Below are 18,416 nucleotides of genomic sequence, written 5' to 3'. Positions count from 1 at the left end.
AAAACAAAGAAGAAAATGAATCCAAAAATTAGTATTGATAAATCTATTACTTATTCATTAATCGATGAGTATTATGAGATATTGGATAATTGTATAGACAAAAGCTTAGTTATTGATATTGAATTACCCGTAAGATTTGAAAGTAGAAGTTTAGGAATTGAAGCAATTATTTATCAATTGGTTATAACGTGGTCCCGTGCATTTAGAGAAGGAAATATTATAATAAATTTAGATATTAAAAAAAATCCAGATGTAACAAATCTTTATGAAAATGAAATTTTATTTACAATAATAACATATTCATGGAATAGGCATAAAATTCTTGATAATAAACATGAAATTATACCTAGAGAAAGTTTAAAATCGATTAATGCAGACATTAATCTAAAGATGTTAAAAGCAGAAATATTAAAGGGTAATAAACTGTTATTAACGTCATTTGACCACTTACCGAAGAATAGAGGAGTATTACCATGTTTTGAACCTAATGGTGTTTATATTGATAATGAATTCCAATTAGCTGAAAATTTGCAAAATTCATTAATGAAAATTGTAAATTTCTCCAATACAACTAAATCAATATATCGAAAACTAGGCATGAATGTCATAAATATAATTTATGAACTAATGAAGAATACAAATGAATGGGCTAAAACGGATGAAAACTCAGTTCCTCTTGATCCTAATGTAAGAGGTCTTTATATGCAATTTTTTAAGAAAACAAGAAAAAAATAAAAGAGGAAGTAAATAATATAACAAGCATTGAAGAATACTTTAACAGTGAAATATTATCTGAAAATAGTTTAGGAGAACTATATTTCCTAGAAATCACAGTATTTGATAGTGGGCCCGGATTCATAAAAAAATTCCAGAGTATGAATAGAAATCAATCAGAAAACAAAATTGATATTCTAAAGAGATGTTTAACAAAACACACAACTTCAGATAATAGTATTTATAAAGATGTTAAGGGATTAGGATTAAATCGCATTCTCAATATTTTAAATAGAAAAGGGTTTTTGCGAATTAAAACTGATGATATCCATGTATATAGAAATTTAATAAAGTATCCTTACGAATATACTTCAATTAATCAAGACATAAGTTTATTTGATTGGAATACATGTAAGGACAATGATTTTACAATCAATTGTCATTCTAATGGATCTGTTTTAACTATTATTTACCCATTGTCATAATATCATGAATAATATTTATATCTACAGGTTTAAACACGACGAAAAAATTGACGGAATTTCAAAAGAAATATCTACAACAGTCATATTTTGTGCAGGATTGAAATTAAATCAAGCGGAAATTATAACCGAAATCAAACAATTTCATGTAAATCACTATCAAACAGATAAAATTGTAGTGATAGGAGGATCATATTTAAGTAAACAGCTATTAGAAACATTTTACGATAAAATAGCTGATACCTTCAAATATATTCCAAAGAGAGAAGAAACATATTTAAAGGAAAATTTAATTATCTATACATTTGATAAGGGCGGTAAGATAAATAAGATATTAGGAGAAGAGTCTAGAAATTTCAAATCTAAATTTTTAAATGAAGGCTTACAAAATATATTTTTGTCAAGAGGTGGATTAGTTGAAAGTTCTGGCTCTCATCATTTTGTTTTTCCTTCAGGAAAGCATTGTAATAGATTTCTTCGGACAGGAAACATACTATTACATAGCTCAGAAATATATTTTATAGCATTTGCTTTACTGAAAAAATTCAATGAAGATATACATAACAAAATATATTGTGATACTTCCTCTATTAACACTTTGGCATTCGCATTAATTAGTTTAAAGAATAGATTTTTAGAAAAAAAAATAGATGTATTAGTAGAAAGTTTTAGTTCATATGAAGGGCTTCATAATCCAACGTCTTTTTTTCTAAAAAATTCATTTTTTTTAATTTCCTCGTCTACTTCAGGAAATATAATAAAAAAGATATTCGATAAATTCCCTATAGTTGATACTAATAACATACAGCTATTATTTTACCTAGGCCCTGTAAATGGATTACAAAATAATATAATCTGTAATTTAACGAAGAGTAAATCTAATAAAAATGGAATTGAAGAATATGCATCATATGTCAAAGACAATTGTCAATTTTGCAAATCAGGATCATACGCATTAGATGTTTATGGAGATGTGTTCTTACTTGATACGCCAAAAATATGTAAGCATGTCCTTAGTGTAAAAGATGCCAATGAATACCTATCAGATTTTATACAACAATTCATGTCAGATAAAAAAGCCAATTCAATTCTTAAAGTCAACTATAAGGAAACCCCATCAACAGGCGAAGCTTATAGTATTTTTATAGATTACAATGATATTTTAAATGGATTTAAAAAAGATAAATATTCATCTTATAAACAGAAAATTAATCATTATATCGATCAATACATACCTAGTAATTTAAAATATATAATAAACCTAAATGATTCGGCATCAGAGGAATTATCCAATTTTATTTTGAACCAAATACAAGACAATTATATACCTAGCCGTGTGCCTATTCAAATAAAACAAGATAATCTCGAACAAATTACGCCAGACTGTAAAGGAGCAGTACTAGTAGTAGGTTCTTGTATCTCAAACGGAAAAAACTTACTCTATTTAAGCCGAGCACTTCGAAAACATTCAGAACTTAGAATAGTCTATTTTGTAGGATTAATTAGAATGAACAATGAATCTCGTTTAAACTTTTTAATTAGTAATTTATGTCATGGTAACTATGGGAAAAATACTAATTCATTTCATGCGATCGAATCTATATATTGCGATAATTCTTCAAAGACCAATCCTTGGACAAGTGAAATATCTTTTTTAAATGAATTCATAGATCATTTTAGAGATATTCTTCCTGCTGAAAATATTGATATAAAATTTCTTGAAAATCGAAAATATATATTACAAGATTCCTTAAGTGTAAAGAAAAGAGGTTTATCAAATAGTCTATTTTATCCAAGGATAAAAACGTCTACTCAAAATACTGAAGAGCTATATTTAAGAAAAAATTTTGCCTTCTTTAATTTTGACAATTATTTTGATGACATAAGCCAATCTGATGTGTATTTTACGATATCTAATATTATCAATCAACTAAGAAATTCTAAAAACTCAAAGCAACTAACTCAATCAACCTACACAAGGAATCTGATTGATCCCGCTAATTTTGATAGATTCAATGATGGTATAATACAAGCTTCTATATTAAGATCAGCAAAACCTGAAGAGTTGAAATACTCCTTAGATCAAATCTGCTCTGAGGACATAGCTGCTACGATTGAAACACTAATTATTTATAATAATCAAGAACAAGGGGAGGCTTTACTTGAATTTCTTTATGCACTGGCAAGCAGAAAGATGTCTTTGCGTAAAGAGCATATAAATAAAATTTTTAAATCTCCTAAAGTATCAAAATTACCATCTATTCATAAATTATTTATAACTTTTATATTAGACAATATTGATTTAATATCTTGACTATAAACAAATAGGGCTCGGTATTTCGAGCCTTATTTGTTTTCTCCCAAAATCGCCTCATGAGCAATCTCCTACCCTTCCAGATCAAAACAATCTAAGTACAACTGTGTGGTCTGAAAATTAGAAATGGGCAAGCATGAGACTCAACGCATTTAAAGTAATACGCGGGTCATCTTTCATCATTCGTCTGGCTTTATCAGCAAAACTATGGCGGGACGTATGAAACGTTACTTTCTTGCCCTTCATGATTTCTACCTCGCTCTAATCTATAAAATTCATTTTTCCCAATTGGAAAGCGATCAGATCAGCCGAGTCCTCTAATTAGAATTACTGGTAGCTGGTAAGTCTAAATCAAAAAAAGCGGTATCAGATAGGTTCTGATACGCCCGGTAATCTACTAATACGCTTAGAGACTTATTTTTTCTGTTGCGAAAGGAAGGTAACTAAAGATGCAAATTCTTCGTAAGACAGAGCATTGGCCAGTCCAGAAGGCATCATGGAATTTTCCATTTCCTTACGACTCAGAATATCCGAAGTCTTGATGGTATACACCGTTCCCGTGATGTCACGCATGATTACGCGGGTTGGGTTTTCTTCCGTTACAAAGCCCATGTAGCTCTTCTTGCCTTTTGCGGTAATCATGACCGTCGAGAAGCCCTGGGAAATAGAAGCATTAGGCTTCAGGATTGATTCGGCAATCTGCTCCCGCGTCATGATCGAGCCGATTTGTCCCATGAAAGGTCCTTTCATCGGTTCTGTTTTGCTCAGGCTATGGCAGGCAATACAACCCTGATTGGTAAAGAGCGTTTTACCCTTCGAAGGATCTCCTTTCAATTGAGCAATCGCCAGCATTACGTCTTCAATCGAAGATTCGCCTACCTGCCCTTTTTTATTCTTGATTTTCTCTAAATCAACCTTAGGTTCTTCTTTCACAGCCGCGACTTCTTCGCCACCAAATTCAGAAATACCTAAACGTAACTTCGCATTCAGATCCGCATACGCCTGTTTATCTGAAGACTTTTTCCATTCCTGCGTCAGGAAGGTTTTGATGGCTGGGGAAGATTCCCAGGTGATCGCTTTGTAGTAAGGTCCATGCGTATCGGGACGCGTGCTCCACCACCAACTAGCATCATAAGGAGCTTCTTTGTGGTACAGACGAGCAACTGTTTGGAGAATTTGCTTCTTCAAAGCCGGATCGTTGCTCTTCTGATACGCCTGAATCAACCCGTTTACGGCTTTTGGCGAGTGCATGTAACGCAGGGCCCATAAAGCCAGCGTGGACTCATCTGTACCAATGGCCGCTACGCAAGCGTCCACTGCCTGTAAGTTAACCAGAGCACGAACGGCTAAGTGTGGAGGTACAATGGCCGAATTCGCGTCGCGTGTGGTCCTTCGGTACCTTTCGCCGGAGCGACAAAAGAAGCGGGAACTTTGGTTTTCAGAAGAGCCGTAGCCGCTTCGGGTTTACCTAAACGTCCGATACCAATAATCGCTGCCGTCTGCACGCGGGGAGAAGCATCGTTCAAGGCTTTCAGGAATGGATCGAGGGGCACCTGAGCGGCCCAGGCTTTGCGGTCAGAAAGGGCTTTCAAGGCATATTCACGCAGATCGGCGTCATTGGTATACGTTACCAGTTGGTTAATACCAGCCGCTCCGTTCAACTGAGCATAGGTGAATAACGCCGCTACCCGACTCGATAATTTCTCCTTGGTATCCGAAATGATTTTTGTAAGCATCGGATTTGCTTCCTGAGCTGCTTTGCGGTTGATTAATTCCTGCTGAGCAGCCAGACGAGCCACGTTACTACCCGCTTTGAGCTGAGCTACGACGTCTGAAATGCTCGCTTTTCTTAAATCGTGGAAAGCCTTATACTTCCAGTCTTTGGGAACAACCCGAACGACATAGCCTTTGCCGGGGTTACCCGAGTAACCCGCACCGTCCCAGGCCGCTAAATACGCCCGGCCCGAAGCATCCAGATCCACATCCGTGATTTGGGGTAACTTGATGAATTCTTCTTCCTGTTGCGTAAAAGTCGCCTTATCGGGCTTCACGCGGTGAATGAAAAGGAAGTTACGACCCCAGTCGGCCATTAAAGGCACCTGGTTGTAACGCTCAGGCCAGGTTTCATCGTCAATAAAGAACGAGCCCGTACCCGAACCGCCACCTAAGTCCACCAGAGCAGGGATGATCTCTTCCGTAAAATTCTGGAAAAAGACCGGATACCCGTACTCACCCGATTGTAAATGGTGAGAGAAACGAATATTCCAACCGCCGCCGTCATTGGTGTTATCCCGCGTGAACACATTCATGTAAGGGTCAATAGCGACGTCATAAATGTTACGCGTACCGTGGGAGAAAATCTCCATTTCTGTGCCGTCTGGTCTTACCCGAACGATGCCGCCACCCAACATGGTCAGTTTTTTACCTGAACGGTCGGTAGCATTGTGGAAGCCAAAATCCCCCACAGCGATATAAATCCAGCCATCAATACCCATGCGGATTCCGTTTGTAGCGTGGTCTACACCCCGGTTACGGATATACGCAGCATTACTGATGTGTTCAATCAACATTTTTGACGGACCGTCAGCGACACCGTCCTGGTTTTTATCTTCAAAAACCACCAGATTCATCCCCGTAGCCAAACCGGTTTCGGGGGAGAAAGCCGCATGAAGCACGTATACTTTGTCGCCTTCAATCAGAATACCACGGGGGTTGTTTACTTCCGCAAAAACGGTGTGTTTATCTACCTTGCCATCATTATTTGAATCGACGAGCTGGACGATACTTCCTTTGCCGGGTTCTTTCCCAAGTGATCCCATTTTGTCAACTCCCACGTACACCTCTCCGGTTGGAGCAACCGCCAGACAGGCTGGACTGGGAGTTAAATTCGGGCCAGAAAAATAGGTCAAGTCCAATTCTTTCGGCCAGCTTACTCCTTTCAAGAGGGTATCAGAACTGGTCGTCATGCTCCGCTGGGGAACCTGAGACGGAGTAGACATTTTAAGTGCAGCAACTCCTAAAAAAAGAGCGGCAGTAACCAGCGGTACGGTAAGCTTTATCATACTAAAAAATCAAAGGGTAAAACAGGTTTAGAAACACGGCCTCAGTGATAGTACAAACGGTTTTCTTCACTATTAGAATATTAAGGGTTATAAATACTCTGTTTTTGTGAAATCAACTTCTTAGTACTTTAAAAGCCCAGACTGTTACCATTCCTGCATATGCATCAACATAAGGTTTCTTAACAAAAGAAATCTAATTATCTCATTAGTAATACCAAAAGCGACAAATTGACAAAATTGACACTTTATTTGACGAAAATCTACCCCTATTACGTCCAGCTTTCCTCGTATCTGTTGTAAAATACTATCATTTGCAAAGCAGGCTTGTCCGGCTTTTCTGAACGTCTCCTCCCTGATTATGGCTAGTGATTACCCAAAAATCTTTACTCAATCAGGCATTTCTTCATGATAAGTTAATCCAATTTCTAGTCAGTTAATACGAAGGGACACGCCTGTATAGCTGACCGGAAAAGCATAGGTTACTCCTCAGAAAAGGTTCTTTCCTGCTTGTGAAGCGGGTCTTTTGCTGACTGACATATGCCTGAAACGACATATTCCAACACGTTTATATAAGTGATAAGCTTCTTCGCTCTAGACCACAGACGTGGAGCCTAACGGCAGATGGGAACCTGCCATTATTGATAGGAACGAGAGGGAATCTCGCACCAGTGGCCACTGGCTCATCCCGAAACGAAACGTTCATCCCAAACCAAGAGAAACCTTGGATTATCGTTTTTTTCAACGGGCTTGCAAGAAGACACTTCCCTAACCTACTAAGACGAAAGAATTTTAAGATAAAATCACCTCCCTACCCGATTTGGTACTTACTTTTGCGGGTATGAGTCCACTTTTCAAATCCATTAGCGTTGTTTTCTTCACTGGCTTACTGCTGTTGAGGACGCTTATGGTACCTTTGATTCTGATGGACTTTGAGCTTCGGCACGATTACATTGCCAGCGAATTATGTGTCAATCGGGACAAGCCCCAACTGCATTGTGACGGCAAATGTTACCTGGCTAAAAAATTAAAAGCTGCTCAGGACTCCGAGGAAAAAGAAGCCAGCGGACGACTGCTGAGTCAGTTACTGGAGGTTCCGGATCAACTTACCCAAACCCATATTACCTTTCACTGCTCTACAGTTTCATCCGAACCGACTAATAGTACCTTTACTTACCTCTGTTTCTTCCCTTCCAGTCTGCCTACTGACATCTTCCGCCCCCCAAAGCTAGGCTAATTTCAATGCTGCATTCCGTACGTTTTTTAGAATATCCGTGAGCTTTCTATCCTCATGGCTAAAAATCATTAGGGAAATTCTTTCGGGCCTTCGCTTGGTCTGGAATGCTCCCTTGTACGTCTGACAGCCTCTTTTCTTTCCCTTTCTGAAGTCGTTGATTCCTTTTCAGGTAATCAACCCATTGCTTTTAATCTAGTCCATGAAATTCCATTTACTCGTTTTTCTTTGCCTTTGTGTAGGGCTGGCACCCGCTTACGCTCAATCGGGAACCCTAAAGGGTCGCTTGGTTACCTTTGAAAATGAACCTCTGGCGGGGGCTTCCCTTTCCTTTCAACCTACTACGCTTGGTACTCAAACCGATTCGGATGGTCATTTCAGTATCACCGGCATTCCTGCGGGGACTTACGTACTGATCGTATCGAACATAGGTTACCGGGCTCATACCCAAAATCTCACGATCCGACCCGGTAAGAATCCTTTTCTTAATCTGCAACTGTCAGAGAGCCGACAGGAATTAAAGGAGGTCATTGTCAGTGCAGCTAAAAGCCAATATCAGGTACTTGCCTCCGCTACCTCTACTCGTCTGGAGCAGCCGTTGCTAGCTACTCCCCAATCTGTGCAAGTAGTAAATGCTCAGGTACTTCAGGATCGGCAGGCCTTTACTCTTAATGACATTGCGGGCACCTTTACGGGCATGAAAGCCAATAACGGCAACGGTTCTTTTCAAATACGGGGCTTTACGGCTTATTCGCCTAACGACGCCAGCTTTTTACTCTACAATGGCATTCGGGGGAATCTGTTTCTCTGGAGCCAGCAACCGCTGCTTTACAACATTGAGTCCGTAGAGCTTTTGCGGGGTCCCTCAGGAGCTTTATTTAGTGAAGGTTCGCCGGGAGGAGTGGTTAACTTCATTACTAAAAAACCACTGGCTCAGAAAAAAGCCCGTGCGGATCTTTCGCTGGGTAGCTGGGCTTTTCGTCGGGTAGCCCTCGATTTTACCGGCCCTCTTTCTACCAATCAGAAGTTACTTTACCGGGCCATTATTGGCTATGACCGCTCGAAAAGTTTCAGGGATTATCAGGACAAAGAAAATCTGTTTGTAGCTCCTTCCCTGACGTATCTGATTAATACCCGCAGCTCGCTTCATCTGGAGCTTAATTATGCTTATCAGAAGGCTGTCCATCAGTACGATAACGGAAGCTACATTTATACCCGGCCCGATGGCAGCTTTGATTTTAACTATTACCCCAATCACCTAACGATTCAAAGTCCGACGGATTACGGACGCACGCACAACGCTTCTGCTACGCTAAGCTTTACCCATCAGCTAACAGATCAATTGAAACTGACTGTGGTGGAACGGGCCGTTCGAAACGTGTTGGACTTCACGGATCATATTCCGAGAGGCCGAATCCGAAATGATTCCATTAGTCGGGGGTATCAGGACTGGCAAACGGATCGCTTTAGTTTACAAACCACAGCCTTTGCCAGCTATACTGCTAAAACGGGAGCTATCGCTCATCAGGTAGTTGTAGGAGTGGATTATAACCGCTACGGCTGGACGAAGAATGATTACCAGTATAAAAATTCCACCCGAATTTCAATCCTTCATCCAGACTACTCGGGTAGTGTGCCCGATGCCTCAGTTGCTGCGATTGAAGCTGATGATAATAAGCGAATTACAAACTTGATGGGTGCTTACCTTCAGGATCAGATAAGCCTGGGGGAACGGGTGAAGGTATTACTTTCGCTTCGGTATGATTCGTATCAGGGGAAGGAGACGCCGCTATCCGACCGAGATAATAAGCAAGGAGATACTTTACAGGCTTCAGGATGGATTCCCCGGGTTGGCCTCGTGTACTTACCTGTTCCAAACGTATCCATTTATGGCACTTACTTAAAATCGTTCAACCCTCAAACGTCAACGAATGCCCTCGCAGGCGGCCCCTTCCCTACTCGTCAATCCACTCAGTTTGAAGTGGGTTCGAAAGCGGATTTGATTCAGGAACGTCTCTCCGCTACCTTATCCCTCTATCAGATTAATTACGCCAATATTCTGACGGCAGCTCCAACGCCGGAAAACTCACACCGTCAGGCTGCTATCGACGGTACCCGAAGCCGGGGAGCGGAATTCTCCCTGACGGGTAGCCTGGGGCCGATACATCTGATTGCCGGATATGCATTCAATGATCACGTGCTGGTAAGTACCAGCAGCTACGGAAAAAAGGGAGATCGCTTTGCTAATGCTCCCCGCCACCTGGTGAATGGCTGGGCTAAGTATACATTTTCCTCCAAAGCTCTGAAAGGACTAGGATTGGCGGCAGGGGTTCGCTACGTGGGCGATCAGGTGGGACTTTTGAGCAATCAACATTTCATTTTTCCCGCTTACACCGTTTTTGATGCAGCCCTTTCCTACCAGCGGAGCCGGTATTTACTCCAGGTTAATGCCTATAACCTTACTAATCAGCATTACTTCACGGGTAGCCGCTCTAGTACGACGACGGCAGGTTTGGGTGATCCTTTCAATTTCCGGGCAGCCCTTAGCTATCAGCTCTGGTAAGGTAAGTAGTTGTTAGTTGACAGACTGATAGCCAACATTTTACAGCCGAACCATAGATTAGTAAACCATTACAAGAACTTAAATTCAATGTAGCGTTCTCTGGGAGTAATCTCTGCGTTGAAGCTGATGAAGTACGATCAAACGAGTTAAAACGTTAAATGTATGAATAAAGGAAAACTCACTCGCCTCACCTTTACCCTTCATAGCTGGCTGGGATTTGTTAGTGGCATTTTCCTGCTGCTGCTGGGCCTGAGTGGTTCCGTACTCGTCTTCCGTCATGAACTGGATCATTGGGCTAACCAAGAACTGTTACAGGTTTCCAGCCAGGGCAAAACGCTAGCTCCTGATCGACTTTCCCGGTGTTACCATACCATCGTTGACAAGTACGGTGATCTGGATGGCATTGCCTGGCTTAACCCAGAAGCAGGTCCTGATCAGGCTTATAATTTTAGAATTTACTATAACGATGCCCGCCTGTTTACGTATGATCTGGGTCTGATTTCATTTGACCCTTATTCGGGAACCATTCTGAGAGAAGGCCCTTCCCGTTCGTTTACGCCCAGCTTTATCGAGTGGTTATTACAATTTCATTTCAGCTTTCAGTTGGGGATTCCCGGGGCGGCTCTGACCGCCATTTTCGGACTAACCATGATGCTTTCGTTACTAACGGGAGTCATCGTTTACCGGAAAATGTTTTGGAAAGTACTTTCTTTCAGAATCAGGATTAACCGAAAAAACTGGCGAACCATCAGTTCCGACCTGCACCGAATCGTTGGCGTATGGTCTCTGCTTCTGAACGCCATTATTTTCTTTACGGGTTTTTACATGAATCTCTTTGCATTTGAAGCTAAAACCTGGCGGGGAGAAACGGTTCCTACCCAACCGAATACGCTGATGGCTGCTTCTCCCGATCAGATGTTACAACAGGCTCTGAAAGCGTTCCCCGGACTCCAACCAAGCTATGTGTATTTACCCACTCAACCCACCCGTACATTTGAAGTTAGAGGTTATACCCCTAATCAGTGGAAACTTTGGGGGGCTGGTAATAACGTAAAAATAGATCAGCAAACGGGTAAGATCACCCGAATTTCACGTTTGCAGGATAAGTCAGTAGGAGAGCGAATCGAAGCCACTTTCTTTCCCCTGCACGTGGGTAACTACGGTGGTCTGCCCGTTAAGGTGCTTTACGTAATCATAGGATTAACCCCTGGACTGCTTTCAATAACAGGCTTTTTACTCGGGTGGCGACGTTTGAGAAAACCCGCAAAAGCTCAGGTTAGCCCTGCTTTCAAGCCACGTCCATTACTAAAAAGATAACGATGCTTTAACTACTAGAGCTATGAGTCCATTTGTTAAATCCATCAGCGTCATTTTTCTGACTGGCTTATTGCTGGTGAGGGCATTGGTGGTGCCTGCGATTTTGATGGACTTTGAACTTCGTAAAGACTATATTATTAAATATTACTGCGAAAACAGAAACCGACCCGAGCTACACTGCGATGGCAAGTGTTACCTGGCTAAAAAACTCAAAGCCACTCAGGAATCGCAGGAAAAAGAAGCTAGTCAGCGTTTACTAACGCAGGTTCTGGAAGTCCCTGATCAACTTAGCCACTGGCAGTTTACCTTCGAAGCCCCGGACTTCGAGTCTACGGCAGTACCGTTCCCTTTTTCTATCATCGTTTCTTTCCTTCGGCTGAAAAAAACGGCCTTTTCCGTCCCCCCAGGCCTTAAACGTCCCTACTATCTGTGCTTATTCTTCCTGTTCGGGATTCTCCCGAACACAGGGTACGTATATGCTTATAAGTTAGCCATTACCGTACGCTAGTGGAAGAAATCAGGAACATTCCGGTGCAAAACAGAGTGTTCCACTCGCGAGCCCACTGGAGTCGCAGGATATCCTTTTGATCATAAATTCTTACGGACGGAACTTTTCGAACCATCCGAATTTCAGAATCCATTTTTATACTTTTCTAATGAAAACTATTTTCTTCTTTATCACCTTAATCGGAGGCTTGTTTCTAAGCAGTTGCTCGGAAAAGAAGACGGCTTTGAAAGATGAAGTCATGGCTATTCATGACAGCATTATGCCCCGCATGAGTGAACTTATGGACTTGCAGGAAACCCTAACACTAGAGCTGACCAAGACGGATAGCTTGTTGGCAGACCATCCCGCTGATTCCGCGTTAATATCTCGTCAAAGCCAGCTACAACGCCTGATTGCTAACCTCAAAGGGGCTGATCAGGCCATGATGCACTGGATGCACGAATACAACGCCGATACATTAACCAAACTAGAGGCAAAACAGGCCGATCTGTATCTGCAAAACCAGAAAAAAGCCATTGAAACGGTGAGGGATCAAATGCAGAAGAGTATTACGGACGCTCAAACTTTTCGACCATGAGAAAGCTACTTTACGTTTTTCTAATGGCTCTTTTACCCTCCTGCCATTCAGAAGAGGCGAAACTCCCCCTATTGGGTACTCCTCACGAGGTTGAGGTGAATGGTAAACTTACGCAGGTATATCCCAGCATTCCTGATTTTAGCTTCGTTAATCAAAACGGCGATACGGTAAGGCAACGCGATCTGAAGGGGAAAATCTACGTAGCTGATTTTTTCTTTACCACGTGTCCCACGATCTGCCCGATCATGAAACGCAATCTGTTAAAGGTCTATAAAGCTACTACGATCCAACTGCTTTCGCACACCATTGATCCCGATCATGATACCCCCGCCATCTTAAAGCGATATGCCCTTGATTTGGGAGTCGTGGATACCCGCTGGCAGTTTGTAACCGGGGATCGGAAAAAGATTTACGAACTAGGTGAGAAACATTACCTGATTACCGCACAGCAGGATTCGACCCAACCCGGCGGTTATATTCACAGTGGTCACTTTATACTCGTGGACCCTAATGGTCACGTCAGGGGACTGTTTGATGGGACTTCCGACGAAGGCACCCAACAGACCATTGAAGCCATCGCCCTTTTGAAAAAAGAGTTTCCTAACTAATTGAAATAGCATGAACATCCGATTTATTCTTGTCATTGGTCTATTCAGCAGTCTACCCGCCGCTGCCCAAAGCAAACCACCCGCCGACGTAGAAAAGATTTTGCAAAAATACGCCTGTCTAACTTGTCATCAGATAGATACCCGAGTGGTAGGCCCCGCGTATAAAGAAGTAGCCAGGAAAAAATACAAGCCCGAGCAAATCGTGGCTTTAATCCACAAACCTGACCCTTCGCACTGGCCCAGCTACCCTCCGATGTCCCCCATGCCGCAGGTGCCCAAAGAAGAGGCTTTAAAAGTAGCCAGGTGGATTAACTCACTGACTGTTTCAAAGAAGTAATTGAATCTCAACGCGTTTTATTTTATTTAGTTTAATAGGTTGATAGGCTTCCCCTTTTAGAGGAAGCCTATTTCGTGTATAATGTATTTTCAGTAACCCTTCTAGACGTTTAAAACGTCTAACATTGAGTACCCAACTAACAAAGTCATGTTCTATCTCTAAACTTTTAGCTATGAAAAGAATCTTATTTCTGGCAGGGTTCTCGCCGCAAGTACCAACCCTTTTTTAGTTGGCTAGTGAAGATTCACCCGGTTCAAAAGCGTTAATACCCGGCATAACGCTTATCCCGATCATCAGATTACCATCACGCTTATGAAAATAGGAGTTATAGTAGGTATCTCATTAAAGAAGATTTGACAAGTCATCAGAGCTTTGAATAGCTCACCAGGTACACTAATTTTCGTTCGATATTTAGCCTTTCATTAACTATTCTATAAAAGACACTTCATCAAATGTTTTTTCAACCCCGCCCACTTATAAATACCTACCGGAAATTCGTGTCATTTTTTCTGCCCTGTTTTTTACTGCTTATCATGCTGGGAGAGGCGGAGGCTCAAACCGTTACGTCCGTTTCGGGTCGGGTACTTGACTACTTATACAACCAGATTGGTGATTATAACGGGCTTCGCCTGAAGCCTTCAAAAGGGGGTGAAGTGGATGTATTTTTTCCACCTCACACAGCCGCCCGGATTCGCCGACAGGCGGCAATCGGACAACAGGTTAAGGTTGATCTTGATCCCAGCCCTAATGGACCACCGCACCCCGGACCCGTTCTAGCTAAACCCACACGGAAGAATCAGTCCGTTATTCCGGCCTTTCGCTTAATTCGGTTGCAAAATCAACGTTTAAAAACCACCTTATCGATCTCTGATCTTCCTTCTCCCCTACCTCAATCAGGGCCGCTGGTTCAGTCAGAGGGACCACTGGTAGGGCAAATACACGATGAGCAGGGCCGATTAATAGCTTTACTAACCAACAAATACTTAATCGAATTAAAACCTCACCAGTCCGAACAAATTAGTGCTCTGCTCGTGGGAGCCCAACGGTTGAGAGTTACCGGATTCGAGCGAATGTCTGATGGCTTTGTTAATCGGACGGGCCGCCCTTTACTACACCCGACTTCTTTAACCATTCACGGCCAAACGTTTGCACTTTAATGAAAATATTGCTGATCGACGACGAAGAAAAATTAGTCCTACACCTGCAAAAAGGACTTCGGCAGGCTGGTTACACGGTAGACATAGCCTTATCAGCGGCGACGGGTCTGGAAATGGCCGCAGTTGGGGGATATGATTTGATTTTGCTAGATCTGATGTTACCCGGTACAACTGGTTTCGATGTACTGCGTACGCTGCGGGCCTTTGGCATTGAAGTCCCCGTGATGATCCTGAGTGCCCTCAATCAGTCCAAGCACGTAGTTGAAGGACTGGATCTAGGGGCAGTCGATTACCTGCGTAAACCGTTCGAACTTGACGAGCTATTAGCTCGCATTCGAACGGTTCAACGTAATCATGCTGGAAGCAGACTTCCCGTGTGGAGAGTCGAAGATCTGACGATGGATCTTGCCAGTCGGCAGGTAAGTCGGGCGGGCCAATCGATTGCCTTGACCCCCCGCGAATATCAATTGCTGGAGCAGTTGATGCGTCAGGCCGGGCGGGTCATCACGAAGGCACAGTTAACCGAAAAAGTATGGGAGTCGGATTTTGACCGGGGTAGTAACGTCGTGGAAGTTCATGTGCACCAGCTTCGCAAAAAGATTGACCGGGGGTTTTCGATTCCTTTACTCGAAACGGTCGTTGGGGTTGGATACCGACTCCGGGGGAAGCTTGAAACGAACTAAATCTATGGCATTGATAAGGCCCGTTCGGAGCATTCGATTAAAAATAGGTCTGGTATTCGGGATTACTTTTTTCCTGGGATTTGCCGGAGCTGCTACCTACGTGTTCTATGAAGTAAAAAAAGTATTGATTCAGCAGGAAAATCGGTCCTTAACCGACCGGGCAACCCGGCTATCCGAAAGGACATCTCTCTACCCGCTGGTCATTCCCTTGCCGGACCGGGGGGAAGTTATATCACTCTGGTACACCACCGGGGGAGTCGCCAGACGGCTCTATCAGTCTCCGACATTTCCCGCTTCTGCCCCTAATCTGGGGAGTAAGGCTGTCTTTCAATCAGATACGTTTCAACTGGCTCGTTACATTCGAAGCGTTGAAGGCGGCTACGGAAAACTAACCACTGTTGTTGGGCACAGCAACCAGCCCCTGGCTCATCAACTCCTGTCCATTGGCTGGTTACTCATTAGTTCTTTACTACTGAGTATGATCCTATCCGGGCTGGGAGCCTGGTGGTTGAGTGGCTGGCTGTTACAACCGCTGAAAACGATCATTAAATCGGCTCGTTCCGTCAATCTGGCCGACGAGGTTACCCCCATTCCAACGCCAAACTCTAATGACGAACTACAGGAATTAGCTGATACGATTAACGATATGCTCGCTCGCATTCGGCAGGCTATCGATACCCAGCATAACTTTTTTGCGGCGGCTTCACACGAATTACGTACCCCACTCAGCATTTTACGTACTGAAATTGAAGTGGCCCAGCGGGAAGCAACTCAAGATCAGGATCGCCGTTTTTTAGCTAGTCAACTATCGGAGTTACGTCGATTGAGTCGCCTGGTAGATGATTTACTGGCCATGAGCCAACTGCGTGCCGGTACGCTGCAACTTCGCCACGAACCCATTGAACTGGATGACCTGACGCTGCATCTGATGGAGCGGTATCACTCATCCATTAATCAGCGGCAGCTTTACCTGGCGATTCATTTAGATGATACCACCCCCTCCTTCACCATTCAGGCCGATCTGGATAAGTTGACGAATGTATTATTGAATTTACTGGACAATGCGGTTAAATACGCCCAACCCAATACCCAGCTCGATTTACGCATTTCTACTGACAATGAACTAATTATCTGGTCAATAACTAACCTGACAAATGTTCCCATTCCCGATCCTGATCGGTTGACCCGAGAGTTTTATCAGGTCGATAGCCGACATGACGGCTATGGCTTAGGTCTCTGGATCAGCCATCAGATTATTCGGTTGATGGGGGGCTCCCTCATGCTAGCCGCAAAAGATAATACGTTTCGGGCTGAAATCTCCTTTAAAAAAGGCTAAAGCCAACTTCAATTAAAAGCGAGTTTCAGCCTACTCTGATTCATGAATGAGAGCAGCCTGAGTAATAATATACACGTAAGATTCATCGGATTCACGTTGGTTCTGTAACGTGAATCCGATGAATCTTATCAAGAATGAGAAGCTTTACTGTTTTACTACTAGCGGACTAAGTAGGACTGTCCGTTAACTGTAATTGTTGAAGCCTCAACGACGGTTTGCTTGGTTAATTGAACCTGTCCTTCTCCAATCGGGCGTACATAGCCATCCACCGAAATCGTACTTCCTTTAGGAGCAATCGTCAGGAGTTGAGACGCAATGTGAGGGGGCACCCGTACGAGCGTCTGGTCACTCATTTTCAGTCCAGTAGCCTGTCCTTGTGGGTCTAATTGATAATCGATTACTTTTCCTTTCACACTAATCGACTTTGGCGTGGGAAGTACCGCCGGAGCTGCGGGTGGGGCATCATTCACTACCGTTTGTCCATTGGTTAAACTCACCAGACGGAAAACCTCTACCCCTTCGGGGGTAAGCTCAGATACGCCAGTTACGGTCAGCTTACTTCCTGGTTTTCCAGCGGCCTGAATAGCCTGACCCAGGTGAGCAGGAAACCGAACTGCCACTGTTTTTGAACCTGTATTCAGCGTAAATCCATCCAGAATAGATTCGTCATTGGCGGTAAATTGCTGAATCGTACCCGACAAATTGGTTAGGGCTACAATGCCGGGTGTTTGCGGAGGACGAGGACCAGCCAGAGCCATTGGACCAGGGCCGCCGGGTCTGGGACCTACAGGGGGTTGTGCCTGGGCAGTAAACGTAGCGGTTAGTCCAACTAATAAAAGCAGAAATGGGATTTGGTTGTTGCGTTTCATAACAGTAATAATTTGATTACGCTAGCAAACCTACCGTACCCATCTAAGGATGATCTGAGGAAAGTATTAATTTTTCTTAAGGTCAAAAAATGTACTTTATTTAAAACCGCAGTCTGCCGGATTTTCAGCATTCGAACGTGGAAATGCATGTATTAGCTCCAAAGTAACCCCTAATAAAGAACGACCCTTTGGATATTAAATGGTAAACCCTTAAGTTTATAGATTTATATTATAAGCTTTAATCAAGCTTTACGAAGTAACAGTGCAGGTAACAGGACCGTGAGGTCCGCTGCTGATTACCTATTGTTTTTTGAATGCCCTCATCTTTACTAAATTTCATCAAGAAGATCTCAATGGTCTATTTTAATGATACTCCCTAGTGGTTCATTCCACTAACTACGGTTAGGAAGGATCTTCCTCATCCGCTTCCCAATAATCTTCAGCTTTATTAAAACTTTTTATTACTACCTATCGCTTTTTTTTTCATCCTATGTTTTTAGTATAAGTTCTTAAGTAAACACTACCTACACCCGGTCGGTTTGAGCTATGTAAATAGTCAGGATCGATTAAAACAGTCATACGTATTTATATCTATCAATCCCTATAGATGTGTCATGATACGCCTGTTGATGATCTGATTAGATTATAAAATACTGAC

The 18,416-nt window shown here is 42.7% G+C and carries 14 protein-coding genes and 1 pseudogene; 12 read left to right on the top strand and 3 right to left on the bottom strand.

Features of this window, described 5'->3' with window-relative positions; genetic code table 11:
• Window positions 1-15: 15 nt before the first annotated feature.
• On the top strand, window positions 16-735 hold the full coding sequence (locus tag BWI96_RS07695) for a hypothetical protein (RefSeq protein WP_106636081.1): 720 nt from the start codon (window positions 16-18) through the stop codon (window positions 733-735).
• A 468-nt stretch (window positions 736-1,203) separates the two neighbouring features.
• Window positions 1,204-3,510, top strand: coding sequence for a hypothetical protein (locus BWI96_RS07690; protein WP_106636080.1), 2,307 nt, complete (start codon window positions 1,204-1,206; stop codon window positions 3,508-3,510).
• A 120-nt stretch (window positions 3,511-3,630) separates the two neighbouring features.
• Here BWI96_RS07690 and BWI96_RS22840 read toward each other — a convergent pair whose 3' ends face one another.
• Window positions 3,631-3,756 carry a hypothetical protein gene (locus tag BWI96_RS22840; protein ID WP_255400658.1) on the bottom strand — a complete coding sequence of 42 codons (126 nt, stop codon included), beginning with the start codon at window positions 3,754-3,756 and terminating at the stop codon, window positions 3,631-3,633.
• Window positions 3,757-3,924: 168 nt separating this feature from the next.
• Window positions 3,925-6,476: pseudogene (locus tag BWI96_RS07685) on the bottom strand (HEAT repeat domain-containing protein).
• A 934-nt stretch (window positions 6,477-7,410) separates the two neighbouring features.
• Here BWI96_RS07685 and BWI96_RS07680 point away from each other — a divergent pair.
• The 10 genes from BWI96_RS07680 (at window position 7,411) to BWI96_RS07635 (ending at window position 16,889) form a co-directional block, all read left to right on the top strand.
• On the top strand, window positions 7,411-7,806 hold the full coding sequence (locus BWI96_RS07680) for a hypothetical protein (protein ID WP_198555177.1): 396 nt from the start codon (window positions 7,411-7,413) through the stop codon (window positions 7,804-7,806).
• 199 nt (window positions 7,807-8,005) lie between these two features.
• Entirely contained in the window at window positions 8,006-10,366 is a 2,361-nt protein-coding gene (locus tag BWI96_RS07675) for a TonB-dependent receptor (RefSeq protein ID WP_106636078.1), read from the top strand.
• A gap of 162 nt (window positions 10,367-10,528) precedes the next feature.
• Window positions 10,529-11,683 (top strand): PepSY domain-containing protein, encoded by a 1,155-nt coding sequence (locus tag BWI96_RS07670; RefSeq protein WP_106636077.1) that lies wholly within the window; start codon window positions 10,529-10,531, stop codon window positions 11,681-11,683.
• 22 nt (window positions 11,684-11,705) lie between these two features.
• Complete coding sequence (locus BWI96_RS07665) at window positions 11,706-12,191, top strand: hypothetical protein (protein WP_106636076.1); 486 nt, start codon at window positions 11,706-11,708, stop codon at window positions 12,189-12,191.
• A 148-nt stretch (window positions 12,192-12,339) separates the two neighbouring features.
• Window positions 12,340-12,768: a hypothetical protein gene (locus BWI96_RS07660; protein WP_106636075.1), complete on the top strand. Its 429-nt coding sequence runs from the start codon at window positions 12,340-12,342 to the stop codon at window positions 12,766-12,768.
• Window positions 12,765-13,376 (top strand): SCO family protein, encoded by a 612-nt coding sequence (locus tag BWI96_RS07655; RefSeq protein ID WP_106636074.1) that lies wholly within the window; start codon window positions 12,765-12,767, stop codon window positions 13,374-13,376. Before BWI96_RS07660 ends, BWI96_RS07655 begins: the two co-directional genes overlap by 4 nt.
• Window positions 13,377-13,386: 10 nt before the next feature.
• Entirely contained in the window at window positions 13,387-13,713 is a 327-nt protein-coding gene (locus BWI96_RS07650) for a c-type cytochrome (protein WP_106636073.1), read from the top strand.
• Between the two features lie 497 nt (window positions 13,714-14,210).
• Window positions 14,211-14,870, top strand: coding sequence for a hypothetical protein (locus tag BWI96_RS07645; protein ID WP_157830256.1), 660 nt, complete (start codon window positions 14,211-14,213; stop codon window positions 14,868-14,870).
• Complete coding sequence (locus BWI96_RS07640) at window positions 14,870-15,553, top strand: response regulator transcription factor (protein ID WP_106636071.1); 684 nt, start codon at window positions 14,870-14,872, stop codon at window positions 15,551-15,553. The genes BWI96_RS07645 and BWI96_RS07640 overlap by 1 nt, the downstream gene beginning before the upstream one ends.
• 4 nt (window positions 15,554-15,557) lie before the next feature.
• Window positions 15,558-16,889 (top strand): HAMP domain-containing sensor histidine kinase, encoded by a 1,332-nt coding sequence (locus BWI96_RS07635; protein WP_198555176.1) that lies wholly within the window; start codon window positions 15,558-15,560, stop codon window positions 16,887-16,889.
• A 158-nt stretch (window positions 16,890-17,047) separates the two neighbouring features.
• On the opposite strand, the gene BWI96_RS07630 is transcribed toward BWI96_RS07635, so the two are convergent.
• Window positions 17,048-17,758: a hypothetical protein gene (locus BWI96_RS07630; protein WP_106636069.1), complete on the bottom strand. Its 711-nt coding sequence runs from the start codon at window positions 17,756-17,758 to the stop codon at window positions 17,048-17,050.
• Between the last annotated feature and the right edge of the window lie 658 nt (window positions 17,759-18,416).

Origin of the sequence: Siphonobacter sp. SORGH_AS_0500, from assembly GCF_002838835.1 — a bacterium.
Lineage (GTDB): Bacteria > Bacteroidota > Bacteroidia > Cytophagales > Spirosomataceae > Siphonobacter.
This window is presented reverse-complemented; position numbering and strand designations above follow the sequence as displayed.